25 protein-coding genes and 1 tRNA gene are annotated in these 26521 nt (G+C 45.4%); 8 read left to right on the forward strand and 18 right to left on the reverse strand.

The window, feature by feature from the left end; genetic code table 11:
- Positions 1-112 precede the first annotated feature (112 nt).
- Positions 113-946, forward strand: a complete 834-nt coding sequence (locus C7460_RS00410) for a substrate-binding domain-containing protein (protein ID WP_115866085.1) — start codon at positions 113-115, stop codon at positions 944-946.
- Positions 947-999: 53 nt separating this feature from the next.
- Here the strand turns inward: C7460_RS00410 and C7460_RS00415 are convergent, their stop codons facing one another.
- Together C7460_RS00415 and C7460_RS00420 are read right to left on the reverse strand one after the other, a co-directional pair.
- A complete protein-coding gene (locus tag C7460_RS00415; protein ID WP_115866086.1) occupies positions 1000-1638 on the reverse strand; it encodes a DinB family protein in 639 nt (212 codons plus the stop codon).
- Between the two features lie 83 nt (positions 1639-1721).
- Positions 1722-3884, reverse strand: a complete 2163-nt coding sequence (locus tag C7460_RS00420; protein WP_115866087.1) for a glutamine synthetase III family protein — start codon at positions 3882-3884, stop codon at positions 1722-1724.
- Positions 3885-3957: 73 nt separating this feature from the next.
- Between C7460_RS00420 and C7460_RS00425 the strand changes: the two genes are divergently transcribed.
- Positions 3958-4659 carry an RsmE family RNA methyltransferase gene (locus C7460_RS00425; protein WP_115866088.1) on the forward strand — a complete coding sequence of 234 codons (702 nt, stop codon included), beginning with the start codon at positions 3958-3960 and terminating at the stop codon, positions 4657-4659.
- On the opposite strand, the gene C7460_RS00430 is transcribed toward C7460_RS00425, so the two are convergent.
- Positions 4660-5118 carry a hypothetical protein gene (locus C7460_RS00430; protein ID WP_115866089.1) on the reverse strand — a complete coding sequence of 153 codons (459 nt, stop codon included), beginning with the start codon at positions 5116-5118 and terminating at the stop codon, positions 4660-4662.
- A complete protein-coding gene (locus C7460_RS00435; protein WP_115866090.1) occupies positions 5118-7352 on the reverse strand; it encodes a Tex family protein in 2235 nt (744 codons plus the stop codon). The genes C7460_RS00430 and C7460_RS00435 overlap by 1 nt, the downstream gene beginning before the upstream one ends.
- A 186-nt stretch (positions 7353-7538) precedes the next feature.
- Here C7460_RS00435 and C7460_RS00440 point away from each other — a divergent pair, with 186 nt between their 5' ends.
- A complete protein-coding gene (locus tag C7460_RS00440) occupies positions 7539-8129 on the forward strand; it encodes a TlpA family protein disulfide reductase (RefSeq protein ID WP_115866091.1) in 591 nt (196 codons plus the stop codon).
- 6 nt (positions 8130-8135) lie between these two features.
- Here the strand turns inward: C7460_RS00440 and C7460_RS00445 are convergent, their stop codons facing one another.
- The 9 genes from C7460_RS00445 to C7460_RS00485 form a co-directional block, all read right to left on the reverse strand.
- The gene (locus C7460_RS00445) at positions 8136-8741 is read right to left on the reverse strand and encodes a peptidase associated/transthyretin-like domain-containing protein (protein ID WP_115866092.1); all 606 of its coding nucleotides are present in this window, start codon (positions 8739-8741) and stop codon (positions 8136-8138) included.
- 12 nt (positions 8742-8753) lie between these two features.
- Positions 8754-9806 carry a M42 family metallopeptidase gene (locus C7460_RS00450; RefSeq protein WP_115866093.1) on the reverse strand — a complete coding sequence of 351 codons (1053 nt, stop codon included), beginning with the start codon at positions 9804-9806 and terminating at the stop codon, positions 8754-8756.
- Between the two features lie 70 nt (positions 9807-9876).
- Positions 9877-9962, reverse strand: a tRNA-Leu gene (locus tag C7460_RS00455).
- Positions 9963-10021: 59 nt separating this feature from the next.
- Positions 10022-10996 (reverse strand): L-histidine N(alpha)-methyltransferase, encoded by a 975-nt coding sequence (gene egtD / locus C7460_RS00460; protein ID WP_245986099.1) that lies wholly within the window; start codon positions 10994-10996, stop codon positions 10022-10024.
- Positions 10997-11002: 6 nt separating this feature from the next.
- The gene (gene egtB / locus C7460_RS00465; RefSeq protein ID WP_115866094.1) at positions 11003-12262 is read right to left on the reverse strand and encodes an ergothioneine biosynthesis protein EgtB; all 1260 of its coding nucleotides are present in this window, start codon (positions 12260-12262) and stop codon (positions 11003-11005) included.
- A 112-nt stretch (positions 12263-12374) separates the two neighbouring features.
- On the reverse strand, positions 12375-13139 hold the full coding sequence (locus tag C7460_RS00470; RefSeq protein ID WP_245986102.1) for a LytR/AlgR family response regulator transcription factor: 765 nt from the start codon (positions 13137-13139) through the stop codon (positions 12375-12377).
- 21 nt (positions 13140-13160) lie between these two features.
- Positions 13161-14150 carry a histidine kinase gene (locus tag C7460_RS00475; protein WP_115866095.1) on the reverse strand — a complete coding sequence of 330 codons (990 nt, stop codon included), beginning with the start codon at positions 14148-14150 and terminating at the stop codon, positions 13161-13163.
- Between the two features lie 11 nt (positions 14151-14161).
- Positions 14162-14341 carry a hypothetical protein gene (locus tag C7460_RS00480; RefSeq protein ID WP_221409413.1) on the reverse strand — a complete coding sequence of 60 codons (180 nt, stop codon included), beginning with the start codon at positions 14339-14341 and terminating at the stop codon, positions 14162-14164.
- A gap of 282 nt (positions 14342-14623) precedes the next feature.
- Positions 14624-17035 carry an ABC transporter permease gene (locus C7460_RS00485; RefSeq protein WP_115866097.1) on the reverse strand — a complete coding sequence of 804 codons (2412 nt, stop codon included), beginning with the start codon at positions 17033-17035 and terminating at the stop codon, positions 14624-14626.
- A gap of 186 nt (positions 17036-17221) precedes the next feature.
- On the opposite strand from C7460_RS00485, the gene C7460_RS00490 reads away from it, so the two are divergent.
- Both C7460_RS00490 and C7460_RS00495 read left to right on the forward strand, forming a co-directional pair.
- The gene (locus C7460_RS00490; RefSeq protein WP_147302808.1) at positions 17222-18076 is read left to right on the forward strand and encodes a DUF5777 family beta-barrel protein; all 855 of its coding nucleotides are present in this window, start codon (positions 17222-17224) and stop codon (positions 18074-18076) included.
- Positions 18073-19074, forward strand: coding sequence for a c-type cytochrome (locus tag C7460_RS00495; RefSeq protein WP_115866099.1), 1002 nt, complete (start codon positions 18073-18075; stop codon positions 19072-19074). Before C7460_RS00490 ends, C7460_RS00495 begins: the two co-directional genes overlap by 4 nt.
- Here the strand turns inward: C7460_RS00495 and C7460_RS00500 are convergent.
- The 3 genes from C7460_RS00500 to C7460_RS00510 all read right to left on the reverse strand — a co-directional run bounded on the left by C7460_RS00500 (position 19071) and on the right by C7460_RS00510 (position 21042).
- The gene (locus C7460_RS00500; protein WP_115866100.1) at positions 19071-19475 is read right to left on the reverse strand and encodes a DUF2141 domain-containing protein; all 405 of its coding nucleotides are present in this window, start codon (positions 19473-19475) and stop codon (positions 19071-19073) included. The genes C7460_RS00495 and C7460_RS00500 overlap by 4 nt on opposite strands.
- Before the next feature lie 79 nt (positions 19476-19554).
- Entirely contained in the window at positions 19555-20331 is a 777-nt protein-coding gene (locus C7460_RS00505; protein ID WP_115866101.1) for an acyl-CoA desaturase, read from the reverse strand.
- A 114-nt stretch (positions 20332-20445) separates the two neighbouring features.
- Complete coding sequence (locus tag C7460_RS00510) at positions 20446-21042, reverse strand: sigma-70 family RNA polymerase sigma factor (RefSeq protein ID WP_115866102.1); 597 nt, start codon at positions 21040-21042, stop codon at positions 20446-20448.
- 104 nt (positions 21043-21146) lie between these two features.
- On the opposite strand from C7460_RS00510, the gene C7460_RS00515 reads away from it, so the two are divergent.
- Complete coding sequence (locus C7460_RS00515) at positions 21147-21839, forward strand: pseudouridine synthase (protein ID WP_115866103.1); 693 nt, start codon at positions 21147-21149, stop codon at positions 21837-21839.
- Here C7460_RS00515 and C7460_RS00520 read toward each other — a convergent pair.
- Positions 21836-22783, reverse strand: a complete 948-nt coding sequence (locus C7460_RS00520; RefSeq protein WP_115866104.1) for an aldo/keto reductase — start codon at positions 22781-22783, stop codon at positions 21836-21838. The genes C7460_RS00515 and C7460_RS00520 overlap by 4 nt on opposite strands.
- A gap of 188 nt (positions 22784-22971) precedes the next feature.
- On the opposite strand from C7460_RS00520, the gene C7460_RS00525 reads away from it, so the two are divergent.
- A complete protein-coding gene (locus tag C7460_RS00525; protein ID WP_115866105.1) occupies positions 22972-23325 on the forward strand; it encodes a LytR/AlgR family response regulator transcription factor in 354 nt (117 codons plus the stop codon).
- A 127-nt stretch (positions 23326-23452) separates the two neighbouring features.
- Here the strand turns inward: C7460_RS00525 and C7460_RS00530 are convergent, their stop codons facing one another.
- A complete protein-coding gene (locus C7460_RS00530) occupies positions 23453-24829 on the reverse strand; it encodes a cystathionine beta-synthase (protein ID WP_115866106.1) in 1377 nt (458 codons plus the stop codon).
- Positions 24830-24949: 120 nt separating this feature from the next.
- Between C7460_RS00530 and C7460_RS00535 the strand changes: the two genes are divergently transcribed.
- On the forward strand, positions 24950-26491 hold the full coding sequence (locus C7460_RS00535) for a bifunctional GNAT family N-acetyltransferase/carbon-nitrogen hydrolase family protein (protein ID WP_115866107.1): 1542 nt from the start codon (positions 24950-24952) through the stop codon (positions 26489-26491).
- Positions 26492-26521: the final 30 nt, after the last annotated feature.

Genomic DNA, 26521 nt, shown 5'->3' on the forward strand with positions numbered 1-26521 from the left:
CATTCCCACTTAACTCATCAACAGAAAAGCAACATTTTGTTCTCAATAACTTAACGAGTGAATCCGAGAGCAAATTCTGTCCTGTTTTAGCTTCGCAGCTTTGAACAGAGACATGAACAAATCAATAATTTTATTAGCTAGTTTTCTTTTTTGGCTTACAGCCTGCCAATCAGATGTACCTTCCTCACACACCTTAAAACTAAAAGGTAGTGAATCCATGTACGAGACGTTTTTGGAATTAAAAACTGACTTTGAAAAGATTCAGGATACTATAAAAGTAACGCTTGAAGGGGGTGGTAGCCGGACAGGACTGATGGCTATCGAGAGCCACAGTGCGGATATAGGCTTATCTTCGTTTCCTTTTGACCTAACCGAAACACTGGGCACCGGACACAATGTATCCGAACAAGTAGTAGCCTATGATGCGATAGTACTTATCACCAATCAGCACAACCCAATCACCGCTCTTAGTGACGAACAAGTTCAAGCTATTTATACCGGCAAAACCTATGACTGGGAGCAATTAGGGGGTGAAAAAGGGTTGATTTCTCCATTGATTCGAGACGAAAACTCAGGTACACAACGCTTTTTTGAAGATCATTTTGCGGTACATGAGCTGGCAAAGACAGCCGAAGTAGTAGACCACAACTCAGAGATCGTAGCTAAAGTAAGTGGCAACAAACACTGCATCGGCTTCATAGGTTTTGCGTACTTCACCGAAAGTGTGCACAACCTACTCCTTCATACCAAAGACAGCACACCAGAAGGCAGCTATGTGGCTCCTACACACAGAAACTTAAAAAACGGCTCATACCCGCTAAAGAGGGGTTTAAGAGTGTATTTCAGACAAGGCGATGACCCTGCAGTAGATGCATTTCTGAAATACCTCCAAACAGATAGAGCACACATGATCATCGAGTCGTATGGATTGATTGCCGCCAAATAATCACGTTTCATTTTTTTCGACTCTAAGGCCAGGTGATTTCATCTGGCCTTTTTTTACACCACCCTGCTTTTGATCAGTTTTATCTGTCCATTGTGATTACTTTCGTGCTCACACACATGAAACCACTTACAATAGTTGTTGGTGCGTCCCCAAAACCAATCCTCATCTACAGCCATCAGCCAGTCGTCATCACGTTTGGCAAACTCCTGAAGAGTTCGCTCTCGAACAGATTTCAATTTTTCCAGATAATAATCTAATGACTGTCCTTTGATTTGCTCACGTGCTGCATCTCCCAGACCAGAAGCCGCGTCCCATGCCTCTTTTTCATCCTGCGGCCAATCTCCCCAGTCCAGCCCCTCAAAAGTGTGGAGCTGATAGTAGCGCTCAGTAGCAGCGAGGTGCAGCAGCATTGCGCCAATAGAGTTGGCCTCATCATCCAGTAAAAAATCAAGCTCCTCAACGCTCAACCCACGAACACTGCGCAGCACGGTAGTGCGCATCCAGGTCATCATGGATACTAGTGTACCAATCTGCGGACTGTAGCCCGCCCGTGGCCCTACGATATGCAGATCTTCTGGCTGATACACGCCGGATGTAGCTGCTCCCAACCCGGAGCCCATGCCTAGCCCTACTGTAGCAAGCCCGGCCTTGAATAAGAAATTCCTTCGATGTGTATTGGTGGAGTGTTCCATGAGAAAAGTGGGTTTAGTGTTTTTTATTCCTTGCTGTTATCAATTTACAAAAAACACTAAACACTCCTGACCAGCCTCCTTTTCTATCGAATAAACAGTAGCTCGCGGTACTTGACCAACGGCCAGTCTTCATCATCCACAAACAGCTCTAGCTTGTCTGCCGCATAGCGAATAGGCTCAAAATACTTATGTTTGATATCGTCACAATATGCAATGGCTCGTTTTCTCGAATCCTCAATTTTATTGGCCTTTTTGCGAGCCTCTATCATCTCGTGTACGAGTTTGCGCAGGTTGCTTATGTGCTTGGAGATTTCCTCTATGGTCTTGATGATCTCTGAGGAGTCAATACCCAGATCCTTCAGCCCATTGGCATTTTGAATGAGTTTATTTTGGTAGGCGATGGCCGTAGGTATGATGTGGTTATGTGCCAGATCACCCATCACGCGAGATTCTATCTGCACTTTCATGATGTAGTTTTCCAACATAATTTCGTGTCGGGCTTCCAGCTCTATCCTGCCCAGCACCTTGTGCCGCTCAAATACCTTGATGACTTTTTCATCTTTATAAAAATCTAGCGCATAAGGCGTATCTTTCACATTGGAAAGTCCTCGCTTTTTAGCTTCTTTCACCCAGTCCTCGGAGTATCCATCACCTTCAAAACGGATTTTCTTCGAAGTTTTGATGTAATCTCTCAGCACATCCACTGCCGCCAGCCTTCGGTCTTGCCCGCCATCTATGAGCTTGTTTACCTTTCGGTAAAAGTCCCGCAGCTGGTCCGCTACGATTAGGTTCAAGACAGTCATCGGGTTAGACACATTGGCATCACTACCCACAGCCCTAAACTCAAATTTGTTTCCTGTAAAAGCAAAAGCAGAGGTGCGGTTGCGGTCGGTATTGTCCAGTATAATTTCAGGAATCTGATCAATTCCCAGCTTCATGTACAGGTTGTCACCTTTCTCGATTTTTACGTTTCCGTTTTTCTCCAGCTCGTCCAGCACTTTGGTGAGGGTAGAGCCCAAAAACACAGAAATAATGGCCGGAGGAGCCTCATGAGCTCCTAATCTAAAATCATTGCCTGCAGAAGCTATAGAAGCTCTTAGCAAGTCCGCATGCTCATGCACAGCTTTCACTGTAGTGACCAGAAAAATCAAAAACAACAGGTTTTCACGCGCACTACTTGTAGGCTGAAAAAGATTAATACCTGAGTCTGTCACCAGCGACCAGTTGTTGTGCTTTCCACTACCATTGAGCTCCGCAAAAGGCTTTTCGTGAAAGAGCACTTTCAGCTTGTGCTTATCTGCCACACGATTCATCAGGTCTTTGAGCAATTGATTCTGATCAGTAGCCACATTTACTGCTGCAAACATCGGAGCTGCCTCATATTGTGCAGGCGCCACCTCGTTGTGTCGTGTACGTAGCGGTATCCCCAACCGATGAGCTTCTATCTCAAAGTCACGCATAAAATCATACACACGCCCTGGTATAGCACCAAAGTAGTGATCGTCCAGCTGCTGCCCACGCGCAGGGTTGTGTCCAAACACGGTACGGCCACCCATTACCAGGTCTGGCCGAGCTTCGTAGAGCGCCTTGTCCACCACAAAATACTCCTGCTCCCAACCCAGAAAAGCATTCACCTTGCTGATGTTTCTATCAAACAGTCGGCAAACTTTGGTAGCAGCCTTATCCACTGCGTCGAGGGCCTTCAGGAGTGGTGCCTTGTAATCCAGTGCTTCGCCTGTAAACGCCACGAACACTGTGGGGATACAAAGCGTGCTGCCGTATATAAAGATTGGTGATGATGGATCCCAGGCTGTATAGCCTCGTGCTTCAAACGTGCTACGTATACCTCCATTAGGAAATGAAGAGGCATCAGGCTCCTGCTGTACCAGCTCACTACCTTTAAGGTTTTCGATTTCATTGATTGGGTCAAAAAATGCATCATGCTTTTCTGCCGTAGCTCCTGTAAGTGGCTGAAACCAGTGGGTAAAGTGCGTTACTCCTTTGTCCATAGCCCAAACCCGAACGGCAGCAGCTACAGCACTGGCCGTTTCCGGATCGATTTTCTCCCGGTTGACAATGGCTGCATCCACTTTGGCATATACTTCCGGAGAAAGTGCCGCCTTCATCTGCTTGGGCCCAAAAGCCAACTCGCCAAAATAATCTGAAATCTTCTCCGAAGGAGTTCGTACTTCTATTCGTTCGCGCTTTTGTACTAAATCAAGCGCGCTGTATCTTAAATGCGCCATATCTCACGTAATCATTAAGGTGCGTTCTAAAGTAATTCTCTAAATTAGGCCATCGGATTCTGAAATTATATAAATGCATTTTTTTTATCAGCCAGAGGTGGAAAACGGCGCACAATTCCTACGCGATGAGGAGTACCAGCATTGTATCAAAGTACTGAGGCACCGAGTGGGTGATGAAATCGGAATTCTGGATGGAAGAGGTGGTTTCTTCACCTGCACGCTTAGCAGTATCTCTGGCAAGCAATGTGATTTCAAGATTTCATCCAGTCACCGCAAAGCAGCCAGGTCTTTTCGACAGCATATTCTCATAGCTCCTACCAAAAACATGGATCGCATGGAGTGGTTTGTGGAAAAAGCATGCGAACTGGGTGTTGACGAAATTTCCTTTGTACTCACATCCAATTGCGAACGCCGGAAGCTTCGCCTCGACCGATTAGAAAAAAAGGCGCTAAGCGCACTCAAGCAATCAAAAAGTGGGTTTCTCACTAAAATCAACGGTCTCACTCCGCTTCCGGAGGCATTGCAAACGGTGGATGCAAGCGATCATAAGTTCATAGCTTATGTAGCTCCAGACCTGCCTTATCTGGCCAGTGTCATGCCCCCAAACGCCCACACTGCTGTACTGATTGGCCCGGAAGGCGATTTCTCAGCAGAAGAAGTAGCCCTTACCGAAAAAGCGCAATTTCAAAAGATTAGCCTGGGCAAGAACATCTTACGAACAGAAACTGCTGGCGTAGTAGTAGCACACCTTGCCAATGTGGTAAACTCCTATTAACTATTCACTCAATCGATACTGGCAGTAGGTATTGGTTCGTGGATTTGTAAAATACAGCTTGGTGGAGGTAATATAATCTACCAGCACAAACTGCTGCGTACCTCCTGAAAATACCAGCGAATCTGAAAACAAATTGGGGTTGCCCTGGTCCTCATCCGTAGCAGAAGCATACATAGCTCCATAGTAAATAGAATCCGGAGAATCGCACGTAGAAATTTCATACACAGCTATACTATCTCCCTGCTCATAGAAGTGCAACTGATGCTGGGCTGTGCAATCATCCAGCGATTGCTCCTCGCCATCCACCTCTTTATGCACTAGCGTCCACTGGCCAGTATCACCTTTGGTGAGCAACCGCTCTACCTGGGATGCATAGAGTCCTGAAGGATAAAACATCTCCTCCTCGCAGGCCATAAGACCTACCACAACGACCACCAGATAGAGCAATTGATTTTTCATTATCTACTTCCAAATTTTCCTTTGAGCATTGCCAGTTTTGCCTGAAGGTCACCTTCTGGCTCTTTTTCTTCTCGCTTGCGTTTTTTAGGTGCCGGTTTCCCAAACGGATCAGACTTCATGGAAAGTGATATGCGCTTTCGATGTACATCCACTTCCAACACCGTCACCTGCACCTTTTGCTGAAGCTTCACAGCTTTGGCAGGGTCCGACACAAAGCTATCCGACAGGTGACTTACATGCACCAGCCCGTCCTGATGTACTCCTACATCTACAAACGCTCCAAACTTGGTGATATTGGTTACTATACCAGGCAATTTCATCCCTACAGATAGATCTCCGATACCGTGCACATTGTCTGCAAACGCAAACGCCTCGTATTGCTCACGAGGGTCACGACCAGGCTTGGCCAGCTCCTCCAGTATGTCTTGTAAGGTAGGCAGTCCCAGTCCTTCAGACACATATTTTTTAAGATCTATTTTGCTTCTCAGGTTTTTATCCTTGACCAGATCAGCCACAGTACAGCCCAGATCTTTGGCCATGGTATTCACGGTTTCATACCGCTCAGGGTGTACGGCACTTTCGTCCAGCACGTTTTTAGCCCCTTTTATGCGCAAAAACCCTGCTGCCTGCTCGAAAGCCTTGTCTCCGAGACGTGGGATTTTTTTAAGATCTGCACGGCTTTGAAAAGCCCCATTTTCATTGCGATACTTCACAATGTTTTCTGCAAGCTGTGGTCCCAGACCAGACACATACGTCAGCAGCTGCTTACTTGCGGTATTGAGCTCCACACCTACACCGTTTACACAACTCATCACTACATCATCCAGCGAGTGCTTCAGTGCATTTTGATCCACGTCGTGCTGATACTGCCCTACGCCTATAGATTTCGCATCGATCTTGACTAGCTCCGCCAAAGGATCCATCATACGCCTGCCAATTGATACCGATCCCCTTACAGTCACGTCATAGTCCGCAAACTCTTCACGGGCTACTTCTGAAGCCGAGTAGATGGATGCTCCACTTTCATTGACCATGGCAATGATGATGCTATTAGGAAGTCCCAAGCTCTTTACAAACTGCTCTGTTTCACGACTTGCCGTTCCGTTTCCTATCGCTATCGCTTCTATGCTATGCTTTTGACACAATGCTGCTACCACAGCTCCAGCGGTCTGAGTATCACGTTGTGGTTCGTTCGGATAAATGGCCGTATGCTCCAGTAATTTACCCTGCCGGTCCAGACATACCACTTTGCAGCCGGTTCGGAATCCCGGATCTATCGCCATTACGGCTTTTTGTCCCAAAGGAGCTGCCATAAGCAGCTGCTTCAGGTTTTCTGCAAATACTGAAATGGCCTCTGCATCTGCAGCTTTTTTGCTCTCTAGTCGAGCTTCTGTTTCTATACTCGGCTTGATTAGTCGCTTGTATGAGTCCTTCATGGCGACCTCTACCTGCTCACTCACGGCATTATGAGCGGTAACAAACTGTCGCCTCAGCACATCAAACGCTGTGTCCTCAGCGATGCTCGTATCCATAGTAAGGATGCCCTCACGCTCTCCACGTCTGATGGCAAGCAAGCGGTGTGAAGGGATGTCTTTCAAGGCTTCCTCCCATTCAAAATAGTCCTTGTACTTCTGACCTTCCTGCTCTTTGCCTTTGAGTACACGCGAAGTGATGATGGCCTCCCGCTTGAAGAGGTCTCTTATTTTCTTTCGTGCCTCGGCATCTTCACTGATCCACTCAGCCATAATGTCTCTTGCACCCTGAAGTGCCGCAGCCACATCTTCTACTCCTTTTTCCTCACTGATGTATTGCTCAGCTGCTTGCTCCGGATTGCCTCCACCTTGCTCCCAGAGCACTTTGGCTAGCGGTTCCAGGCCTTTTTCCTTAGCTACTGAGGCCTTCGTTTTTCGCTTAGGCTTATAAGGAAGGTACAAGTCTTCCAGAGCAGCCATTGTCTCAGCTCCTTCTATTTTCTTTTTAAGTTCTGGAGTGAGTTTGCCCTGCTCGTCAATGGATTTTAATATCGCATCTCGGCGTTTATCCAAATCACGCAGCTGGGTGAGTCGATCACGTAGATTGGCCACCTCTACTTCATCCATAGAGCCAGTCATTTCTTTTCGATAACGAGAAATAAACGGCACAGTAGCACCTCCATCTAACAATTCGATCGTAGCCTCCACAAATCGGGGCTGAAGGGATAATTCCTGGGCTATCTTCGCTGCGTAATTGATCATGTTGAATTTTATAAGTTACTTGTTGCATATGCAGACAGCAAGGATGCTTGGTATTTGCTGTCTGGTGACCAATCTAAAATGGGGCAATCGTCGTGCTCATTTCAATCGGGCGCCAAAATTATCATTTCTCTGATTTTATCAGAAAGGATTACGTTAGTATTCTACCAATAATTTTAATGAAAGAAAATGGCAAAGAAAACCTATAAAAGAGAGCTCATCGAGTGGACGGTACTGGTAGTAGTAGCAGGCGGACTTTACCTCAGTGGTTTGCACACTGAAGTGATCGGGCAAATACAACGACTGGTGCTAACCACTGGCATCATGCAGCCTGATCTGGAGGAAGAACACCAGCCGGCCGCTTACGACTTTCAGCTGGTCAATGCCGCCGGTCGCACCATCCATTTTGAAGAATACAAAGGTAAAACTGTCTTTTTGAATTTATGGGCTACCTGGTGCCCGCCATGTGTAGCTGAAATGCCTGATATTGAAAGCTTATTTCAGAAAAAAGGAAAAGAAGTGAATTTTGTGCTTTTATCAGTAGATAAGGACCGTCAAAAAGCAATTAATTTCGTAGAACGCAAAGGCTATGAAGTGCCCATATACTTTTTAAAATCCAACTTACCAGACATTTATAGCACCCGATCCATCCCTACTACCTTTCTGATCTCTCCTGACGGCAAAATTGCTGTAAAGCAACAGGGAATGGCTAAATATGATACTGAAGCCTTTCGCTCTTTACTGGATTCACTCAATCAAAAAGCTGCAATGCCCCTATGACTCAAATCAGTCATCTTTTTCAGGTTTTGCAAACTGGCGCTCTACAAATTCTGACCAACGAAAGGGGTCTAACCAGTGATTGGGCTGTATCTGTCCGGTCAGCTCATACAACCGCCTGTCTGACCACATTTCATAGAAATACTTGTCGTCTTCGTAAGACTCTTTAATGGTCTTCATCAGGTCTTGCTTTGCTTCTTCGGCTCGTTGTTGTAGGTTTTTGGGCGGCCTGGAGGCCAAAAATGCTTCTCTAAACTCTCTTTCGGTGGGAAATGAAAATATACTCACCTCCTCCAACATCACCGTATTTGGCGCCATCATCTGTATGATACCATAGTCGGTAGCCTGCAATATCTCGGGCACTACCAGTGTGGAAGTGACATAGCGCACATCTCTAAACTCCAGAGTGTCACCCGGCATCACTTCTGTGAGAAAAAACCCCGCACTGTCAGTAACGGCTCCTCCTACTCGAGATTTATTAAAAATGGTGGTACCGAAAATAGGATCAAGCGTTTCCTGATCCACGACTACTCCAGCCAGCCGGATAGTAGGCTGAGTCCATGCCAGTGTAACCACCAGCATTGCAATCACTCCAATCAGAAAACGCTTGTTCATAGGTTTTAGGGTTTAATATTCCCAGCTAGCCGTATCTAGCTCTTCGAGTGCGTAGACCAGCAGCTGAGTAGATGCTACAATATCTTCTTTGTGGGCCATCTCTATGACCTGATGCAGATGACGCGTAGGTATAGATATAGCACCAGCAATGGATCCGTTTTTGCCCATACGCTGCACGCCTGAGGTATCAGTACCTCCAGCAGCTAATATTTCTGGCTGCCACTTGATCTCGTGTTTGTTGGCCGTGGCTTTCAAAAACTTTACCATGCGGCTGTCGCAGATGGTCATGGCATCCATGATTTTCACTGCAGTTCCACCCCCAAGCTCTGTCACACGCTCATGCGATTGAGCACCGGGTAGATCATATGCTATTGTGGTATCCAGGGCGATCCCATAGTCAGGATTGAGCGAGTGAGACGCTACATTGGCTCCACGGATTCCTACTTCTTCTTGCACGGTAAACACGCCATACACGTCATACGCTGGGTCTTTAAGCTGTTTGAGTGCCTCAATGAGAATGTACACAGACACCCGATTGTCTATAGACTTACAGTTGACACACTGCCCCATCTCTATAAGCTCACGCTGACGGGTGATCGGATCGCCAATCTCAATAACTTTTTCCAGCTCCTCTTTACTCATCCCACAGTCGATGAAATATTCATCAATTTTCGGAGGCTTGTTGCGCTCCTCTGGCTTCATCACATGAATAGGCTTGCTCCCCATCACGCCGATCACGTCCTCTTTGCCATGGATGATTACCCGCTGGGCGGTCAGTGTCTTGGGATCAAACCCTCCCAGGGTTTGAAAGCGGATAAACCCATTGTCATCTATATGTGAAACGAGAAATCCGATCTCATCCATATGAGCGGCCACCATCACTTTCTTTTCATCTGGGTTGCGCACGCCTTTTTTGAGGGCGATTACATTGCCCATGTTGTCTATGGTATAAGAGTCTACGTGATCTTTAATCTTCTGGATGATGAGCTCCCGTACCGGGTTTTCGAAACCTGGGGCTCCAGGAGCTTCACAAATTGCCTTTAACAGTTTAACGTCTACGTTCATATCTATTGAATTTAACAAAAAAAGTCCGGCTCTGTTTTGAGACCGGACTTTTTGATTTTTATTTTAAATGTGCGCACGAGAGGAGTCGAACCTCCACGACCTAAAACGGTCACTAGGCCCTCAACCTAGCGCGTCTACCAATTCCGCCACGTGCGCGTAGCGGACGCAAATTTAGCTGCTTATTTCTAAATCAAAAGAAAGTCGTCCGGAAAATATCAAACTACCTGCCAAACGGAGTCTGCGAAGCGTTTTTGGCTATCATACAGGTTTTCTACTACTTTAAAACCGGTAGCCTGAGCTAGTTCTTCGATCTCTTTAGGTGCATATTTTTTAGAAACTTCCATAAAGATGGGCTCCCATGCATCGAAGTGTACGGTCTTTTCAATCGCTGCTATGGTCACCTCCTGCTCCTCGGTGCTCACGAGATAGCTTCTGCACTCACCTGTCTGTGGGTCATAGACAGGATTGTGCTGAAATTTATCTAAGTCAAAATTAGCTCCGAGCTCGTTATTAATCCTTTTGAGCAGATTCAGATTAAACGCTTTGGTCACTCCCTTGGAGTCATTGTAAGCTTTTAGTATGGTCTTCGGGTCTTTTTTTAGGTCAAAACCGATCATCAGGTAATCCCCAGATCGGAGGTTGTCATGAATACTTACCAAAAACTGCTGCACTTTGTCAGCTAAGAAATTCCCAATATTTGAGCCAAGAAAAAAGGCCACAGTTTTACTATGATTTTTAAACTTAAGGTCCGCCAGTACATCAAAATAGTCGCCCGCCAAAGGTTTGATGGTAAGATCAGGAATTTCTGCCCGCATTCGCTTTTCTAGCTGCTGCAAAACATTTTCGGATATATCTACCGGGCAGTAAGAAAAGTCCACATTTTGCTGCTGGAAGTACTCGAGCAGCACTTTAGTCTTCTGACCGTCTCCAGCGCCAAGCTCCACCAACTGAAAAGTCTCTTCACCTCCAATGATTTGTAAAAGTCGCTCTTTCTGTGTTTGAAACACCTCCAACTCTGCTCTGGTGAGATAGTATTCCTCGAGTGCCATAATTTGCTGAAACAAGCCATCACCTCGTGCGTCGTAAAAATACTTAGAGTAGAGCCGCTTGGGCTGTGAAGTAAGGCCGATTTTCACATCGCGAGCCAGTGGATCCAGCATAGTTTGGGTTTCTTTTAAGGTCAAAGACATAGACTATTACTTATGTTTTGCAAGCCGAACACCACTAAACATCCATTGCAGCTGTGGGTGAAAAAAGTTTCTGTAGGTAGGCCGTATATGAGACCGAGGGGTAGCGTAAGATCCTCCTCTCAGCACTTTTTGGTTGATCATAAATTTGCCATTGTATTCTCCCAAAGCCCCCTTTGGAGCTTTATAAAATGGGTACGGCAGATAAGCACTAGAGGTCCATTCCCACAGATTACCGAGATACCCTCCGGCCACACTACAAGGTTCGCTAAGCTGGTCTTCTACAAATCCTCCAACATCAGCCCCCTGGCGATGCGCCTGCGCCACTTCCCACTCAAACTCAGTAGGCAAACGGCATCCTTTCCAGCGCGCGAAAGCATCCGCTTCAAAGTATGACAAATGTGCAACTGGCGCATTCAAATCCAATGCTCTGGCACCAGCAAGGGTGTACTGCATCCACCTCCCATCTTCCTGATACCAATAGAGGGGAACCTTACGCGACTGCTCCGACACCCAGTCCCAACCTTCTGATAGCCACAGCCGGTGGTCCTCGTAACCTCCGGCTTCCATAAACTCCAGGTATTCACCGTTTGTCAGCAGCTGATCAGCAATCTCAAAGGCTTCAAGATGCACTTCATGGCGGCCAAATTCGTTATCAAATGCAAAACCCTCTCCCTCAAAACCAACGAGATAGTTTCCTTTTTCGATAGCAACCCAATCGGAAAGACCTGTGGCGCTATGCCGTACATTTAATGTGGAATCATAAACCGGTAAGAGGGGATTATACCCCAGAATATATTTGATATCATAGAGCAACAGCTCCTGATGTTGCTGCTCGTGCTGCAGACCTACTTCCATCACGTGTTGCTGCTCCGGCGAGAGATCTTCTCTGCTAAGAAAATCTAGAAGATGCTCTTCCACATAAGTCCGATATTTCAAAATTTCAGCTACTGTAGGTCGTGTGAGAAAGCCACGCTCAGCTCGTGTCCACCGGTCGCCAGCAGACACATAGTAGCTATTAAATAGAAATGGAAAGTCTGGATGAAAGAGTTGGTAAGATGGAGATGAAGCTTGCAAGACAAAAACTTCAAAAAACCAGGTAGTGTGCGCTAAGTGCCATTTCGCAGGACTTACAAATTCCGCTGGTTGTACCACCAGATCTTCCGTTTCGAGGGGTGCTACCAAACGCATTGTCTGCGCTCTGACATCCTGAAATCTTTGGGCAAGGGACAGCTCCTCTACGGAGGTCAAGGTTTCTGTATGAGACATTCAGATTGTAGGTTCGCTTAGATGTTCTAACTACCAAAACACCCAGAGGTTTCCTAAAATGGCAAAAAACTATGGATTGCTCTTTACTCTGTAACCTGACAAACCGCAGCAACTAGTCGTTTAGCCAGCGCTTAAATGGCCCAGAACGTTCCACACTGACGATCACCTCCATGGCCTTGGGTGGTGGAGGTACCAGATCGATCTTCACCCTGCTTTTTGAGTAGGAAACCATGTTTTGGATACTCGCATAGCTGATGATGAATTTTCTATTGATCCTGTAAAATTTCTTAGGGTTCAGATTAGTTTCCAGATCGCCCAGATTAGTATTGATGATATGCTGAGTACCCTGTTTGGTGACTAAAAAGGTATATCGATCTTCACTAAAAAAATAAGCTACATCAGGCTCTGGTATAGAGTGGATTTTTTCTCCCAAAGTCACCAAAAACCGCTCCTGATACTTTTGACCAGCATTGGGACGCAGTACATCCAGCAAGTTGCTCATATCAAACTCCTGCTCACTTTGTTTCCAGTCTTTGTACTTGGCAATGGCTGCTGCCAGTTCTGACTTGTCGATTGGTTTGAGAAGGTAGTCTACGCTATTTTCTTTGAATGCACGAATAGCATACTGATCATAAGCAGTGGTAATGATAATGGGAGTCTTGCTATTAACCTGACGAAAGATATCAAAACTCAAGCCATCTCCTAACTCAATATCTGACAAAATCAAGTCTACCTCATTGTTTTCTAGCCAGTTAGTCGCAGACTCTACACTGTCCAGCTTGGCCACTACCTGTGCTTCGGTATCCACGGATGACAAGGTCTTCTCCAGATCCTCTGCTGCTAGAGGCTCATCTTCTATTATAACTACACTCAACATATAGAAACGCTTTGAATCAAGTTAAGATTTATCTTCGAATAATGGAACTTTAGCTATGTAAAAATCCCCATTTAAATAAAACTCAGGTTCTTTTTTTGTCAGATAGCTGAGCCGTTTTTTAAGATTTTCCTGCCCCACGCCAGTAGATTCATGTCGTGCATCTTTGGGCTGGTAGTTGTTGCGCACTATCAGCCAATCATCTTCCACAAACACGTTTACCGTAAGCGGTTTTTCCTTGGTAGCGATATTGTGCTTGAGTGTATTTTCCACCAATAGCTGCAATGATGCATTGGGTAGCATGCAGTCCATGTGCTCGTCCTCTACTGACATTTCAAACTTGAATGCATTTTTGAAACGTACTTTCTGCAAATAGATGTAATTATGAACAAAATTGATTTCTGAGCGCAGCGGAACCAGGTTTTCATTGTGCTCCAACAAGTAGCGGTAAGTACTCGCAAGGTTTTTGACAAAGTCTCTGGCCAGGTCATTGTCATGCACCAAAGCATGGAGCGTATTGAGGCAGTTAAAAAGAAAGTGGGGATTTACCTGATTTCTTAGGTTTTCCAATTGCGCCACTACCCGGTCTTTTTCCATCCGCTCAGACTGCAGATGCAACTCCTTATTAATCAGCCTGAGTCTGTAAGTCTCAATTGCTCTTTTTATGATGATTTTCATCTCATCATAGGTCCATGGCTTGGATATGTAATAATAGATATGACCAAGGTTTACGGCATTGATTACGGTTTCCATATCCGCATAGCCCGTCACCAGAATACGAATGCTGTCTCTTGATATATCTATGGACTTCCTCAAAAACTCCACCCCCGTCATGCGTGGCATGCGCTGATCGGTTAGGATAACAGGAATATCCTGATCATTTAAAAGTATTTCCAGACCTTCTTCACCGCTATTGGCAGTGATAATCTCATACTCCCTTCTAAATACAGACCTGAAATAATCGATGTTACCTTTTTCATCATCGACATACAGGATTTTTACTACCTCAGACATATTCTATGCATTCACCCACCTAACCCTCTTTTGGAAATAATTACCACCAGCATGACGCCTATCACAAAAATAAGGCTGAGCAATGATATCTCGAGAGCTTCGGGAATGTATCCTAATTCGTTTTTGGTTAACAGCATAAAGATACCCAGGAAGGCAATGAACACTCCTCCAAAGTACACTAATTTGCGCATCGTAGTAATCATTCTAAATCAGGTTTTAAGGTTGATTATCCAAAATAGCTCTTTTTGAATTTCTGACCACAAGAATTGGCCTTTTGTTAGGAATTTCTTTCTCAAAACCTACCCAAAACAATCAACAAGAAGGACCCAAAAAACCAGCGAAACAAAACGCATTACCATTGAATAACGCATTTCTTCATACACCGAAACACTCACTACCCTGAGCATGATGGGTTTTTCAATACGTTTTATTTAAAAGAGGACATCAGCTCCTTTTCCACAAAAAGACGGCATCTACTCATACTTTAAGGTCTCAGCAGGGTTGATTCTGGAGGCACGAAATGCATGAAAACTGATCGTAAAGACTGCCACGAGCATGGTAAGCACGCCAGCTGCCACAAAAGGCCATGCATCTATATCTGTACGGAAGGCAAAGCCATCCAGCCAACCACGAAGCAAAACATATGCAGAAGGTACAGCTACCACGAAGGCCAAACAGATGAGCAACACAAATTCCTTTGAAAGCAACATCAATATTTGTGAGGTACTAATGCCCAAAACCTTACGCACACCAATCTCTTTTTTGCGCTGCTCTACTGAATAGGTAGCCAAACCAAACAACCCAAGACAGGCTACAATAATTGCAAGCCCAGAAAAGATCATGGTTACTACACTTAGTTTTTGCTCTGCTTTATAGGAGTCATTGAGTCGGTCATCCAGAAAAAAGTAGTCAAACGGACGCTCAGGCATTACAGCATACCAGGCTTCGCGAATGTCCTCTATGCTCGATCGCATATCGGCTCCATCTATTTTCACCGCCACATACTTCACAAATAAATTAAAAGCACCCGGGTGAGAGTTTAGCGTAATTACCAACGGCGCAATGGGGTGATGCTTACTCACAAAATTGTAATCTTTCACTACGCCCACTACCTTACCCCTAAGCTGGCCACGGTACATAAATCGTCTGTTGATGGCTTCTTCCGGGCTACCCCAGTTCATGCTACGTACAAGCGTTTCATTCACTACCAGAGCTAGCGAATCATCTGTCTGAACTTCATAGCTAAAATCACGACCAGCAGCCATTTCGATCCCCATCGTTTCGGTAAAATCATGACGCACCACAAACCGCGGATAGGGCTTTGATTGGTCCACACCTTCAAACTGAAAATTGGCCACCTGATGTTTGGCACCTACTATTTCTTCCACAGCTGTCACTGAATGAACCCTCGGGCTCTGTAAGGCTCGGTTTTTAAACTGCTCGTAATGTTTGGCCATTGGTGAACGTATGACGGGCAGCATCACTACATGATCTTTACTAAATCCAAGCTCATCATTTTGCAAAAATTGAAGCTGTTTCATCGCTATAATCGTTCCGATAATCAGCATGATAGATATTGCAAACTGAACTGTCACCAATACCCGTCGGAAACTAAAGCCATCCATTCGCTGATAGGCATTTTTTAATACCAGCACCGTATTGAAAGAGGAAAGCACAAACGCCGGATAAAAGCCTGAGAGCACACCTACCACCAACGTAAGCACCACCAATCCCAGAATGACGTGTACCTGTGCCAAAACCGCCACATCGATGGCTTTTTCGGTAAGCTGATTAAATGACGGCAGTACCAGCCCAACGATGAGTATGGCAAAAACCACAGCCAGAGCTGTCAGCAATACGGATTCAAATACAAACTGACGAATGAGCTGCTTTTTTCCGCTACCTAGAGATTTACGCACCCCTACTTCTTTGGCGCGTTTACTGGCGCGTGCCGTACTCAGATTGATGAAATTGATGGAGGCAATAAGCAACACAAAAATGGCCACCAGACCAAATATTTTCAAATTAGCCTCATTGCCATTGGCCAGGATCTCATAATCTAGCCTGGAATGCAAATGAATGTCTTCCAAAGGCTGAAGCTCCAGTGTGACATCATCCACGATAAATCCGGGAAAGTATTTTTTTACAAAAGCAGGAAACTGCTCCTCCAAATGATCAGGCTGCGTGTTTTCATCCAACACCACATAGGTCCAGCATGGATTCCAATACCAGGTACGCGGATACCCACCCCCGAAAGAAGACTTCAGACTCGAAAAAGATCCTATAAAATCAAACTGAAAATGGGCATTGAGCGGGGCATCAGCCAGCACTCCTGTGACTTTCAGGTTTTGGTTTCCCTGAAACTCCAGCAGCTGTCCCATAGGGTCTTCCCCATCGAAGTATTTCTCTACCATAGACTCAGTCAGCAGTATCGAATTGGGCTCGTCCAACGCAGTAGCCTTACTGCCTTTGATCAGCTCAAAATCAAATACCTCGAAAAAAGTGGAATCTGCAAAAAAGATTCGCGATTCATTAAATGACTTATCCAGCTTCCGGTTGGCCAGCGCGAGAGATGGAGACTGAAAGTTGAAAAGCCGAACGTACGTCTCTATCTGTCTGCTAAAATCATTTTTGAGTGTGGGACCTACCGGAAAAGGCTGAGAAGCCGAATGCTCTCCTACTCCCTCACTTTCAAAGTGCTCAATCAGTCTGTAAGTGCGATGTGATTTCTCATGAAACTTGTCATAGCTCAGCTCATCACTGATGTAGAGGTAGATAAGTACAAAGCACGCTAAACCAATAGCCAGGCCTGTGACATTGATAAGTGAATACACTTTTTGTCGGAGAAAAGTACGGTAGGTGACTTTTAGGTAATTCCAGATCATAAGAGTAGCATTAGTTGGTTTTAGGTCTTACGAATAAACGATGATTATTTCTGCCCAATTTATGCCAGCGCATCTATTCCAATGCAATCGGTCGTATATCCTATGTGAGCAGCTTAGCTGATTTCGCGTCAGGAATATATTTGATTACCTTTAATAAAGCATGTAGCTACACACAACTTCACACACATGAAACACCTCTTATACTCGCTACTCTTTTGCTGGTCGTTGACAAGCCTCGCACAAACACAGTATGCCTACCAAACCTTTGACGACACGCGCATCGTCAATGGTCACTCAGTAGAAACCAACATGGAAGGCATCCTTACCTTTATCATTTCACACCGCTTTGGCACCCTCAATGATGGTGCTTATAACATGTGGGGACTAGACAATGCATCTATGCGTATGGGACTGGACTATGGTCTCACTCAAAACCTTACACTGGGAATTGGGCGCAGCACCAATCAAAAAACAATAGATGGATACTTCAAATACAAGTTTCTCGCCCAATCCACCGGAGACCGAAATATACCGATCACGGCATCACTGCTAGGCACAGCGGCGTGGAAAACCCTCAAACGTTTTGATGGGGTGGATCTGGTATGGCGCCAAAAAATGTCGTACACTACTCAACTCTTGCTAGCCAGAAAATTTGGCCCTAGATTGAGCGCACAGCTGATGCCCACCTACCTGCACCGAAATCTGGTGCAAGATGACGAAAAGAATGATATCCTGTCAATAGGCGTTGCAGGCCAGTATCGGCCTCTCAAAAACTGGAGCTTGTCGGTTGAATATTACGCCACTCCAACCGATCAACTTCCCGATGGGTCTGGGCCAAGCATAGCGTATTTTCAGTCCCTTTCTTTTGGGGTGCAGATAGATACCAAAGGCCATGTTTTTCAGCTTCACCTGAGCAATAGCCGTGGCATGATCGAAAAATTCTTTATTGCTGAAACTGCTGATAACTGGCTAGACGGAGGCATCCATTTTGGCTTCAACATCACTAGAGACTTTACGGTAAAAGGAAGGAACATCAGATGAAAAAGGTACTCACACTCTTCATTGGGCTCACCTCCCTCTCTGCAGTCCTTTCACTAAAAGCTCCACATACAAGCTGGACGAACGACACACCCGTTTCCGAAGTGCTGTTTACTCTAGGGGCCGAAAAGCCTGCTCATTACCTGGAACCAACCCCCGAAATGATCAAAGCCGGGCGAGAGCTCGTCACGGAAGGGCGTACGGTTCTGCCTAGCGGCGCCAAATCTGCCTACATCAGCAAATACTATACCTGCACCAGCTGCCACAATACTGTTCGCGAGGACCCCGACTTAACGCTAGTAGATCCGGACGCACGTTTGGACTTTGCTATTGCCAATCAGATTCCTTACCTACAGGCATCTACCTTTTGGGGTATTGTAAATCGTGAAACCTGGTACAATGGAGACTATGAAAAAAAATATGGCCAACTGGTCGAGCCTGCGCGCAATAGCCTGAAGGAATCGGTCCAACTTTGCGCTACGGTCTGCGCTCAGGGACGTGAGGTCAATGACTGGGAAATGAAGCAAATACTGGCTTACTTCTGGTCCTTGGAAATGAAGCTTGGAGATTTAAACCTTAGTGAAAAAACGAGCTCACTTATAGAAAGTGAACAGCTCAGCGCAAGCGAAAAAATTAACCTCATCAAAGAGAGCTATTTGGTATTATCACCGGCCACATTTGGGGAGGTGCCTCAAGACAAGGAGGCCGGATATCCCTATAAGGGTGATCGAAGGCTCGGAAAAGCCATTTACCAACTGGGTTGCCAGCATTGCCATAGACCAGAAGGCGAAAGCGATGTAGTCTTTGACAACACCTCACTGACCTACAACTGGCTCAAAAAGCACATCCCAGCAAACACCCAACAGTCGCTATATGAAATCATCCGAAAAGGAACTTACGCCGAATACGGCCACCAGGAATACATGCCGCATTACACGCTTGAAAAAATGTCCGATCAGCAAGTAGAGCACTTGCGGGCGTTTATAGAAAACCCATTTTAGCGTAAGTCTATCGCCAATATAGTATCATCAGAAACGGAAAAACTCGCTTCCTGGAAAGATGGCGGGCCAAAAGTCCCCATCACATTATTGGAAAACCCATATGCCTCTTTGGGTACGCCGAGGAGATTGGTATTGAGCTCCTGATCGTCGTTTAGATCATGGTAGATGGCCAGGGCATATACACCATCTGGTAGCTGCAGCGTCACTTTTTGGGGTCCTGAATCCTTTACCCGTTCTTCTGCAAAATGAGCAATTTGTTCTTCGTTCATAAAATTCTCTTCGCTATCATACACAGCCACACGAAGAGTGCCTCCAGCCGCCTCCACCCCGGTGACTTGCAAGGTAAGCGTGCGCGATTGCTGAGCAAAAGTCAAAATCAATACTGCCAGTATCCAATTCATAAGCTTAGAGGCAAAAGGTCATAAAAAAGCCGTTTCAGTATTTCCGAAACGGCTTTTAATACAATTATGTTTTAGCTGCTTAAGCTGCCTTCTTCTTTTCTATCTTATCCATCTTCACTTCTTTTTGCTTGGCCATCTGGATGACACCCACAAAGTTGAGCAGCTTGATCACCTGATAAGTAGGATCAATCTCGTGCCATCTCACACCACCGAAGTTTGCACGCGAACCGTGCTTGTGGTGGTTGTTATGATAGCTTTCACCCATCATCAAGAAATCAAACGGAAGGAAGTTTTTAGAAGTATCTCCTACCTTGAAGTTGGTGTAGCCATAGATATGTGCAAACCAGTTGATGATGGCTCCGTGAATAGGCGACAGCATCCACTGCGCAGGCAGCAATAACCACAACCACCAGGCGTCAGCATAGAACCAGTATACCATGAAATAAGAAGCACCCCAAAAAACACGAGATACCCATGAGCGAGCAAACTTATCAAATGAATGCCATGCAGGCACACCATCAGTAAACCTTTTGTCTACTTCTACTTTTTGACTGGTGATGTCCGAATAGATCGTTTTCGTCTTCCACATCATCTTGAAGATGCTCTCGTCATACTTCGGAGAGTGTGGGTCGTTGGGCGTGTCCGCAAATGCATGGTGCATGCGGTGCATCACACCATATCCATACGCACTCAGATAGTTTGATCCCTGAAAGATCCAGGTAAGTACAAAAAACACTTTCTCCATAAACGGGCTCATGGTGAACGCCTTGTGTGCTGCATATCTATGCAAAAAGAAAGTTTGGAAAAATAGCGACAAGTACCAGTGCGCTATAAAGAATGGGATTATTACTTCCATTGAACTGTATTAAATAAATTTTGAAATTCTAGTCTAATTAGGGCTCCCCCTTTTTAATACAAGACAATGTGGAATTGGCTTTGTGACAAAAAGCCGAAAAAAATTTAAAAAAAATTATTTTTCTGGCTGACTGTCGCCTACGATGTGCGTGAGTAATTCCTCGAAACTACCTTCTGCACAGGCTTTTCGTAGTGCTTCGAAGTATTTTTCGGAATCAAAGGAATAAGTAAATCTTTCGGTCTCTTTGTTGAGCTTTTCTTTAGCTCTACAAACCATCTGCCGGCAGTGATCTTTCTTTTTATTGAAAATCTGCTGCAGTTCGTCATACTCAAAATCGAATCCTTCTCTCAACAAAAACAACCCACGCTCCAAAGGGCCCAGCTTTTTGTGCAAAACACCCAATGCTGCGTCTAGTTCATGCTTGAGGTCCAAATGAGAAAAATCCAGCTTTTCGAACAACTCAGGAAGCTTTACCGAATCCAAATAGTCCTTTTTCTTCTCCTTAAGGCTATTTAGATGGTTTAAGCAATTATTGGTCACCGATCGTATGAGATAGGCTTTTGTGTTTTCAATCTTTTGGTGATCCACAGACAGGTACTTCAGGAAGGCGTCCTGCACCATATCCTCAGCATCGTGCATACACCCGAGCATCTTGTAGGCGATGGCCTGCAAAAGGGGCTGATAAACTGTTATGGTATTTGATTGACTCACAATGAATTGAAACTCAAAGCTAACAAGAGTGAAGTGAATTGTTCTCTTTTTTGTCCTTCAAACCTAAAATATATTTCAGATTTGTAAAAACTGTAGTATTCGGAATGTTAGAGATCGTACATCAAGACGATGATTTGGTAGTAATAAACAAGCCTCCTGGCTTATTGGTTCATCGTTCGCCCATTGCCAGAGATGTGAGCGAATTTGCGGTGCAGCAGCTGCGAAATCAGCTGGACATTCACGTATACCCAGCCCATCGGCTCGACCGCAAGACCTCTGGCTGCCTGCTATTCGCTCTCAACGAACCAACACACAAACTGCTTCAACAGCAGTTTGCAGAGAAGACCACCGAAAAAATATACTACGCCATAGTACGTGGCTACACGCAAGCAAATGCTACCATAGACTATGCGCTAAAACGCGAAGACGGAAAGCTACAGGATGCCATCACTCATTATGAGACGATAGCGCAAACTGAAGTAGATGTTCCTTTTGGCAAACATGCTACCTCTCGTTATTCACTGGTACGTGTGCGCCCCGAAACTGGTCGTATGCACCAGATCCGTAAGCATTTCGCGCACATATTGCACCCCATCATTGGTGACCGCCCGCATGGCTGCAACAAGCAAAACAGACTGTTCAAAGAACGCTGGCAACTGGAGCAAATGATGCTCCACGCAGCAGCGCTTACCATCACTCACCCTACTACAAACGAAAAGCTGACCTTCCGATCAGCTTTTCATACAGAGTTTAAAAGAATTGCTCAAACATTAAATCTGGATCTACCAAATTTTTAAAACTCCCACAGGTCTTCCAGTGCATATGGAGAGCCTTCTATCGTCCAAATGGTCCCATCTATGTACCTAAAGCTTTCATTCAGATCATTGAGATGTTTCATTTGGTCTTCCGAAAGCTCAATACTGGCTGCTTCGAGGTTTTGCTTCAATCGGCCCTCATTGGTCGACTTGGGAATAACCGCTACCCCACGATTTACCTGCCAGGCAAGTAGCACCTGAGCGGCCGTCACCCCCTGAGCATCGGCAATGGTTTTCACCACCTCATGGCCCATCAGTGAAGGTTCATTCTCCTGCTTGCGTGGCCTATCCGATGACCCCAACGGTGAATAAGCAGTGAGGTGTATGCCCTTAGACTGACAGTAATTAACAAGCTTGTGCTGTGGTAAGAAAGGATGCATTTCCACCTGATTCATCTCAGGCATCACTTTAGCTGACTGAGCAATGAGCTCTATGGTTGCTATATTGAAGTTACTCACCCCAATGTGTCTTACAAGTCCATCAGCCTGAGCCGCCTCCATCTCCTGCCACGTATCTTCTAGCGGAGCTTCAGCCAATGTAAGGAAATCATCCGCGCTTTGGGGAAAACCCGCCCCGGGCTTCATGGCTATGGGCCAATGAATAAGGTACAGGTCCAAATAATCCAGCTGCAAATCTTTAAGTGTTTGCTCCAGCGCCGGTCTCACATCGTCTTTTTTGTGCGCTGTATTCCACAGCTTGGAAGTCACCCACAGCTCTTCACGCTTCACATCGCCATCCTTAAAGGCATCCGCAAAAGCTTTTCCTATCTCGGCTTCATTGCCATATACCGCCGCACAATCGATGTGACGATAGCCAATCTTAATAGCCGTTCTCACTGCATCATACACTTCTCCTGGGGCAGATTTCCAGGTACCCAACCCCAATGAAGCCACTCGGTCTCCATTTTTAAATTCTAAATATCTCATCTACGATAATTTCAATAAGTCATGTAACTCAAAAAGGAACGACATTCAAGCGCGATCGTTACCCAATTCATAAAAAAACCTGTAAAAATCTCGCAGAATAAAAGATTTACGACAGTATTCGGAGTAGACGACTGGTTCAGAATAAAAATGGATATATTCGAAGGGTAAAACCAAATGTAACCAGATCAATGACCAGATGTCTAGCAATCGACGATGATTCGCTGTTCTTGAAGATGCTTGCTGTATTTTGCAATGACATGGACGATGTAGAACTAGTAGGTACCTATGAAAATCCTGTAGAGGGTGTAATGGCTTGTGTAAAAGCAAAGCCGGATGTATTACTCCTGGATCTAGAGATGCCGTACCTTTCTGGATTCGAAGCGCTCGAAACGCTCGACAAATTCCCAAAGATTATCGTAATATCTGGACACCTCAGCGCGAATACTGACGCACAAATCCCTATTGATAAATTTTTGAGTAAAGCAGACCTCATGTCTTCTGATACGCTGCACAACGCTATCAAAGAAGTGACGGCAAAGTAGCTAATTCACCAAACATGAAAAAACCCCTTTTCGCGTATGGAAAAGGGGTTTGCAAGCAAAGAGTTAAAGAATTGTTTTAGTTGATTCAAATGTAAGGAATCAACCATGAAACACAAAATGATTTGACTTAGCTACTAATAGCCATTAATAAATCACTTTTAGTGATGATGTGCACCTCGTCCTGCTCGTCACGCACCAGCAGGGCATGAGCATCTTTGTTGATGAGCGAAGAAAGCACATCCACGGTGTTGTCCATACCCACAAACTGAAATGGAGCGTCCATCACCTCTCCTACAGGCTGTTTTTTGATCTCCGGATTTTCCAGCAAACTTTTCAGCACTTTTGTATCATTTAGGCTGCCCACAAACTCACCATTGCCGTCTACCACAGGCACCTGATCTATTCCGTTTTTATTCATCGTAAGTATAGCTTCACCTACAGTCACCGATTTGGCTATCGTAGTTAGTCCGGCACTTCCGTTGCGGCTGGTAATGATATCACGTGCTGTAGCAAACTGTCTGGACTCGAGGAAGCCATGATCCTTCATCCAGTTGTCGTTGTAAACCTTTCCCAGGTATCGAGTTCCGTGATCCGGCAGCAAGATTACCATCACATCATCTTCTTTGAGGTTTTCACGAGCATACTCCAACGCTCCATGCACAGCAGATCCGCACGACCAGCCTGTAAAAAGACCTTCTTCTCTCGCCAGTCTACGTGCCATCACAGCACCGTCCTTATCGGTCACCTTTACAAAATGGTCTACCATATCGAAATCTACGTTCTTAGGAAGTATATCCTCACCAATTCCCTCTGTGAGGTATGGATAGATTTCGTTTTCATCAAACACTCCGGTCTCCTTGTATTTTTTGAAAACCGAGCCGTAGGAATCTATGGCAATGGATGTCACCTGACTATTCTGTTCCTTTAGATATTTGGAAGTACCACAAATAGTACCCCCGGTACCTATTCCAGCCGCATAGTGTGTGATTTTACCATCGGTATCTCGCCAAATTTCTGGCCCTGTTGTTTCATAATGCGCCCTGGCATTGGACGGATTGTCGTATTGATTTGGGTAGATCGAATTTGGAATGTCTTCATTGAGCTTACGCGCTACAGAATAATAAGACCGTGGATCCTCTGGAGGCACGTTGGTAGGGCATACAATAACTTCAGCTCCCACAGCTCGTAAGATGTCTATCTTTTCCTGAGACTGCTTATCAGCCAGGGTAAAAATACATTTGTAACCTTTCGCCTGAGCCACTAGCGCCAGGCCCATTCCGGTATTGCCAGATGTACCTTCTATGATGGTTCCTCCAGGCTTTAGTGTACCGTCCTTTTCCGCATCTTCTATCATTTTCAGGGCGATACGATCTTTCACAGAGTTGCCAGGGTTAAAATACTCCACTTTGGCCAGCACTGTGCCCTTGATTCCTTTGGTTACGCTATTGAGCTTTACCAGCGGGGTGTTACCGATCGCTTCGATCAGCGTATTGTAGTATTGCATGCTACTTGTTCTCTTGATTTTTGACAAATTTATGGAAATAGCTAACGTAAGGCTACCGTGTAAAGATTCTTTTTAACAGCGATTAACCAAATCAGAATTTCTCAGGTTATCATTACCACTATGAGTACAAACGACGATCAGGCAGTAAACCTCAATGTACATTTGAGAAACCTGCAAATTTCGGATTATCCCGAACTAAGGGAGATCATGACCCAGGCATATGTGGGTGTGGAAGATCCCTACTGGGAAAAAAAGGACATCAAGAAACTTCTCCAGATCTTTCCTGAAGGCCAGCTCTGTATAGAGGTAGAAGGCAAAATGGTGGCTGCTGCCCTGGCAATCATCGTAGATTATCAGAAGTTTGGTGACAACCACAGCTACAACCAGATCACCGGAAATGAGAGCTTCGACACGCACGATGCCCATGGCAACGTCCTGTATGGCATAGATGTATTTGTGCATCCCGAATATCGAGGCATGAGACTGGGACGCAGGCTTTATGACGGCCGCAAGGAGCTCTGCGAAAACCTGAACCTCAAGTCTATCATAGCTGGTGGACGAATTCCGAACTACGAAAAACATGCCGATGAAATGACTCCACGGCAATACATAGACGCAGTAAAAAACCGGCAAATCCATGACCCTATTTTGAACTTTCAGATGGGGAATGATTTCCATGTGAAAAAGATCCTGAAAAACTACCTCCCCGGCGATAATCAGTCGAAAGACTATGCCACACTACTGGAATGGAACAACATCTACTACCAGGAGGAAGAAACACTGATCAATAAGCCTCGGACGTACATCCGCGTAGGTCTTGTGCAGTGGCAGATGCGACCGCTAAAAGATTTCGATGCTCTGGTAGAGCAGATGGAGTACTTTATTGATGCTTTTGGAGATTATCAGTCCGATTTCATCTTATTCCCCGAGCTGTTCAATGCTCCGCTGATGGCCGAGTTTAACCACCTTGGAGAGCCAGAGGCCATCCGCGGCTTAGCCAAATACACCGACCAGCTCAGAGAAAAGTTTGTGGAGTTTGCGATCGCTTACAATGTAAACATCATCGCCGGATCCATGCCAGAGATCAAAGACGAAAAGCTCTATAACGTCTCCTATCTGTGCAGACGAGACGGCTCGTGGGATAGCTATGAAAAGATTCACATCACACCTTCTGAGCAGACCTCCTGGGGCATGGAAGGCGGTGACAAAGTGAAGGTTTTTGATACGGATGCAGGTAAAATTGGCATTACTATTTGCTATGATGTAGAGTTTCCGGAGATCGCACGATTGTATGCTGAGCAGGGTGTTCAGATTTTGTTCGTCCCATTCCTCACCGACACCCAGAATGGCTTCAACCGGGTGCGCTACTGTGCGCAGGCTCGTGCAATTGAAAACGAATGCTACGTGGCTATTGCGGGATGTGTAGGAAACCTCCCGAAGGTTAACAATATGGACATCCAGTATGCGCAGAGCGCGATATTCACACCTTCAGATTTTGCATTTCCTACGAATGCCATCAAGGCAGAAGCTACTCCGAATACGGAAATGACCGTCATTGGCGACCTGGACCTGGAGCTACTCAAAGAGTTGCATGAATTTGGTAGTGTGAGAAACTTAAAAGATCGACGGCTGGACCTTTACAACATCAAACTGAAAAAATAGTCTACAGAAATACCCCCTTCTGGGTATTGC

Origin of the sequence: Marinoscillum furvescens DSM 4134, from assembly GCF_003386095.1 — a bacterium.
GTDB classification, from domain to species: Bacteria; Bacteroidota; Bacteroidia; order Cytophagales; family Cyclobacteriaceae; genus Marinoscillum; species Marinoscillum furvescens.

Bases quoted from the DNA above. Each gene is read 5' to 3' on its own strand.
- C7460_RS00435 (WP_115866090.1), bottom strand. From the start codon at position 7,352: ATGATCAATTACGCAGCGAAGATAGCCCAGGAATTATCCCTTCAGCCC.
- C7460_RS00505 (WP_115866101.1), bottom strand. From the start codon at position 20,331: ATGGAAGTAATAATCCCATTCTTTATAGCGCACTGGTACTTGTCGCTA.
- C7460_RS00450 (WP_115866093.1), bottom strand. From the start codon at position 9,806: ATGAACGTAGACGTTAAACTGTTAAAGGCAATTTGTGAAGCTCCTGGA.
- C7460_RS00440 (WP_115866091.1), top strand. From the start codon at position 7,539: ATGGCAAAGAAAACCTATAAAAGAGAGCTCATCGAGTGGACGGTACTG.
- C7460_RS00425 (WP_115866088.1), top strand. From the start codon at position 3,958: ATGCATTTTTTTTATCAGCCAGAGGTGGAAAACGGCGCACAATTCCTA.
- C7460_RS00485 (WP_115866097.1), bottom strand. From the start codon at position 17,035: ATGATCTGGAATTACCTAAAAGTCACCTACCGTACTTTTCTCCGACAA.
- egtB (WP_115866094.1), bottom strand. From the start codon at position 12,262: ATGTCTCATACAGAAACCTTGACCTCCGTAGAGGAGCTGTCCCTTGCC.
- C7460_RS00500 (WP_115866100.1), bottom strand. From the start codon at position 19,475: ATGAATTGGATACTGGCAGTATTGATTTTGACTTTTGCTCAGCAATCG.
- C7460_RS00410 (WP_115866085.1), top strand. From the start codon at position 113: ATGAACAAATCAATAATTTTATTAGCTAGTTTTCTTTTTTGGCTTACA.
- C7460_RS00515 (WP_115866103.1), top strand. From the start codon at position 21,147: ATGTTAGAGATCGTACATCAAGACGATGATTTGGTAGTAATAAACAAG.
- C7460_RS00535 (WP_115866107.1), top strand. From the start codon at position 24,950: ATGAGTACAAACGACGATCAGGCAGTAAACCTCAATGTACATTTGAGA.
- C7460_RS00415 (WP_115866086.1), bottom strand. From the start codon at position 1,638: ATGGAACACTCCACCAATACACATCGAAGGAATTTCTTATTCAAGGCC.
- C7460_RS00430 (WP_115866089.1), bottom strand. From the start codon at position 5,118: ATGAAAAATCAATTGCTCTATCTGGTGGTCGTTGTGGTAGGTCTTATG.
- C7460_RS00495 (WP_115866099.1), top strand. From the start codon at position 18,073: ATGAAAAAGGTACTCACACTCTTCATTGGGCTCACCTCCCTCTCTGCA.
- C7460_RS00520 (WP_115866104.1), bottom strand. From the start codon at position 22,783: ATGAGATATTTAGAATTTAAAAATGGAGACCGAGTGGCTTCATTGGGG.
- C7460_RS00420 (WP_115866087.1), bottom strand. From the start codon at position 3,884: ATGGCGCATTTAAGATACAGCGCGCTTGATTTAGTACAAAAGCGCGAA.
- C7460_RS00475 (WP_115866095.1), bottom strand. From the start codon at position 14,150: ATGTCTGAGGTAGTAAAAATCCTGTATGTCGATGATGAAAAAGGTAAC.
- C7460_RS00525 (WP_115866105.1), top strand. From the start codon at position 22,972: ATGACCAGATGTCTAGCAATCGACGATGATTCGCTGTTCTTGAAGATG.
- C7460_RS00530 (WP_115866106.1), bottom strand. From the start codon at position 24,829: ATGCAATACTACAATACGCTGATCGAAGCGATCGGTAACACCCCGCTG.
- C7460_RS00480 (WP_221409413.1), bottom strand. From the start codon at position 14,341: ATGCGCAAATTAGTGTACTTTGGAGGAGTGTTCATTGCCTTCCTGGGT.
- C7460_RS00490 (WP_147302808.1), top strand. From the start codon at position 17,222: ATGAAACACCTCTTATACTCGCTACTCTTTTGCTGGTCGTTGACAAGC.
- C7460_RS00470 (WP_245986102.1), bottom strand. From the start codon at position 13,139: ATGTTGAGTGTAGTTATAATAGAAGATGAGCCTCTAGCAGCAGAGGAT.
- C7460_RS00445 (WP_115866092.1), bottom strand. From the start codon at position 8,741: ATGAACAAGCGTTTTCTGATTGGAGTGATTGCAATGCTGGTGGTTACA.
- egtD (WP_245986099.1), bottom strand. From the start codon at position 10,996: ATGTCTTTGACCTTAAAAGAAACCCAAACTATGCTGGATCCACTGGCT.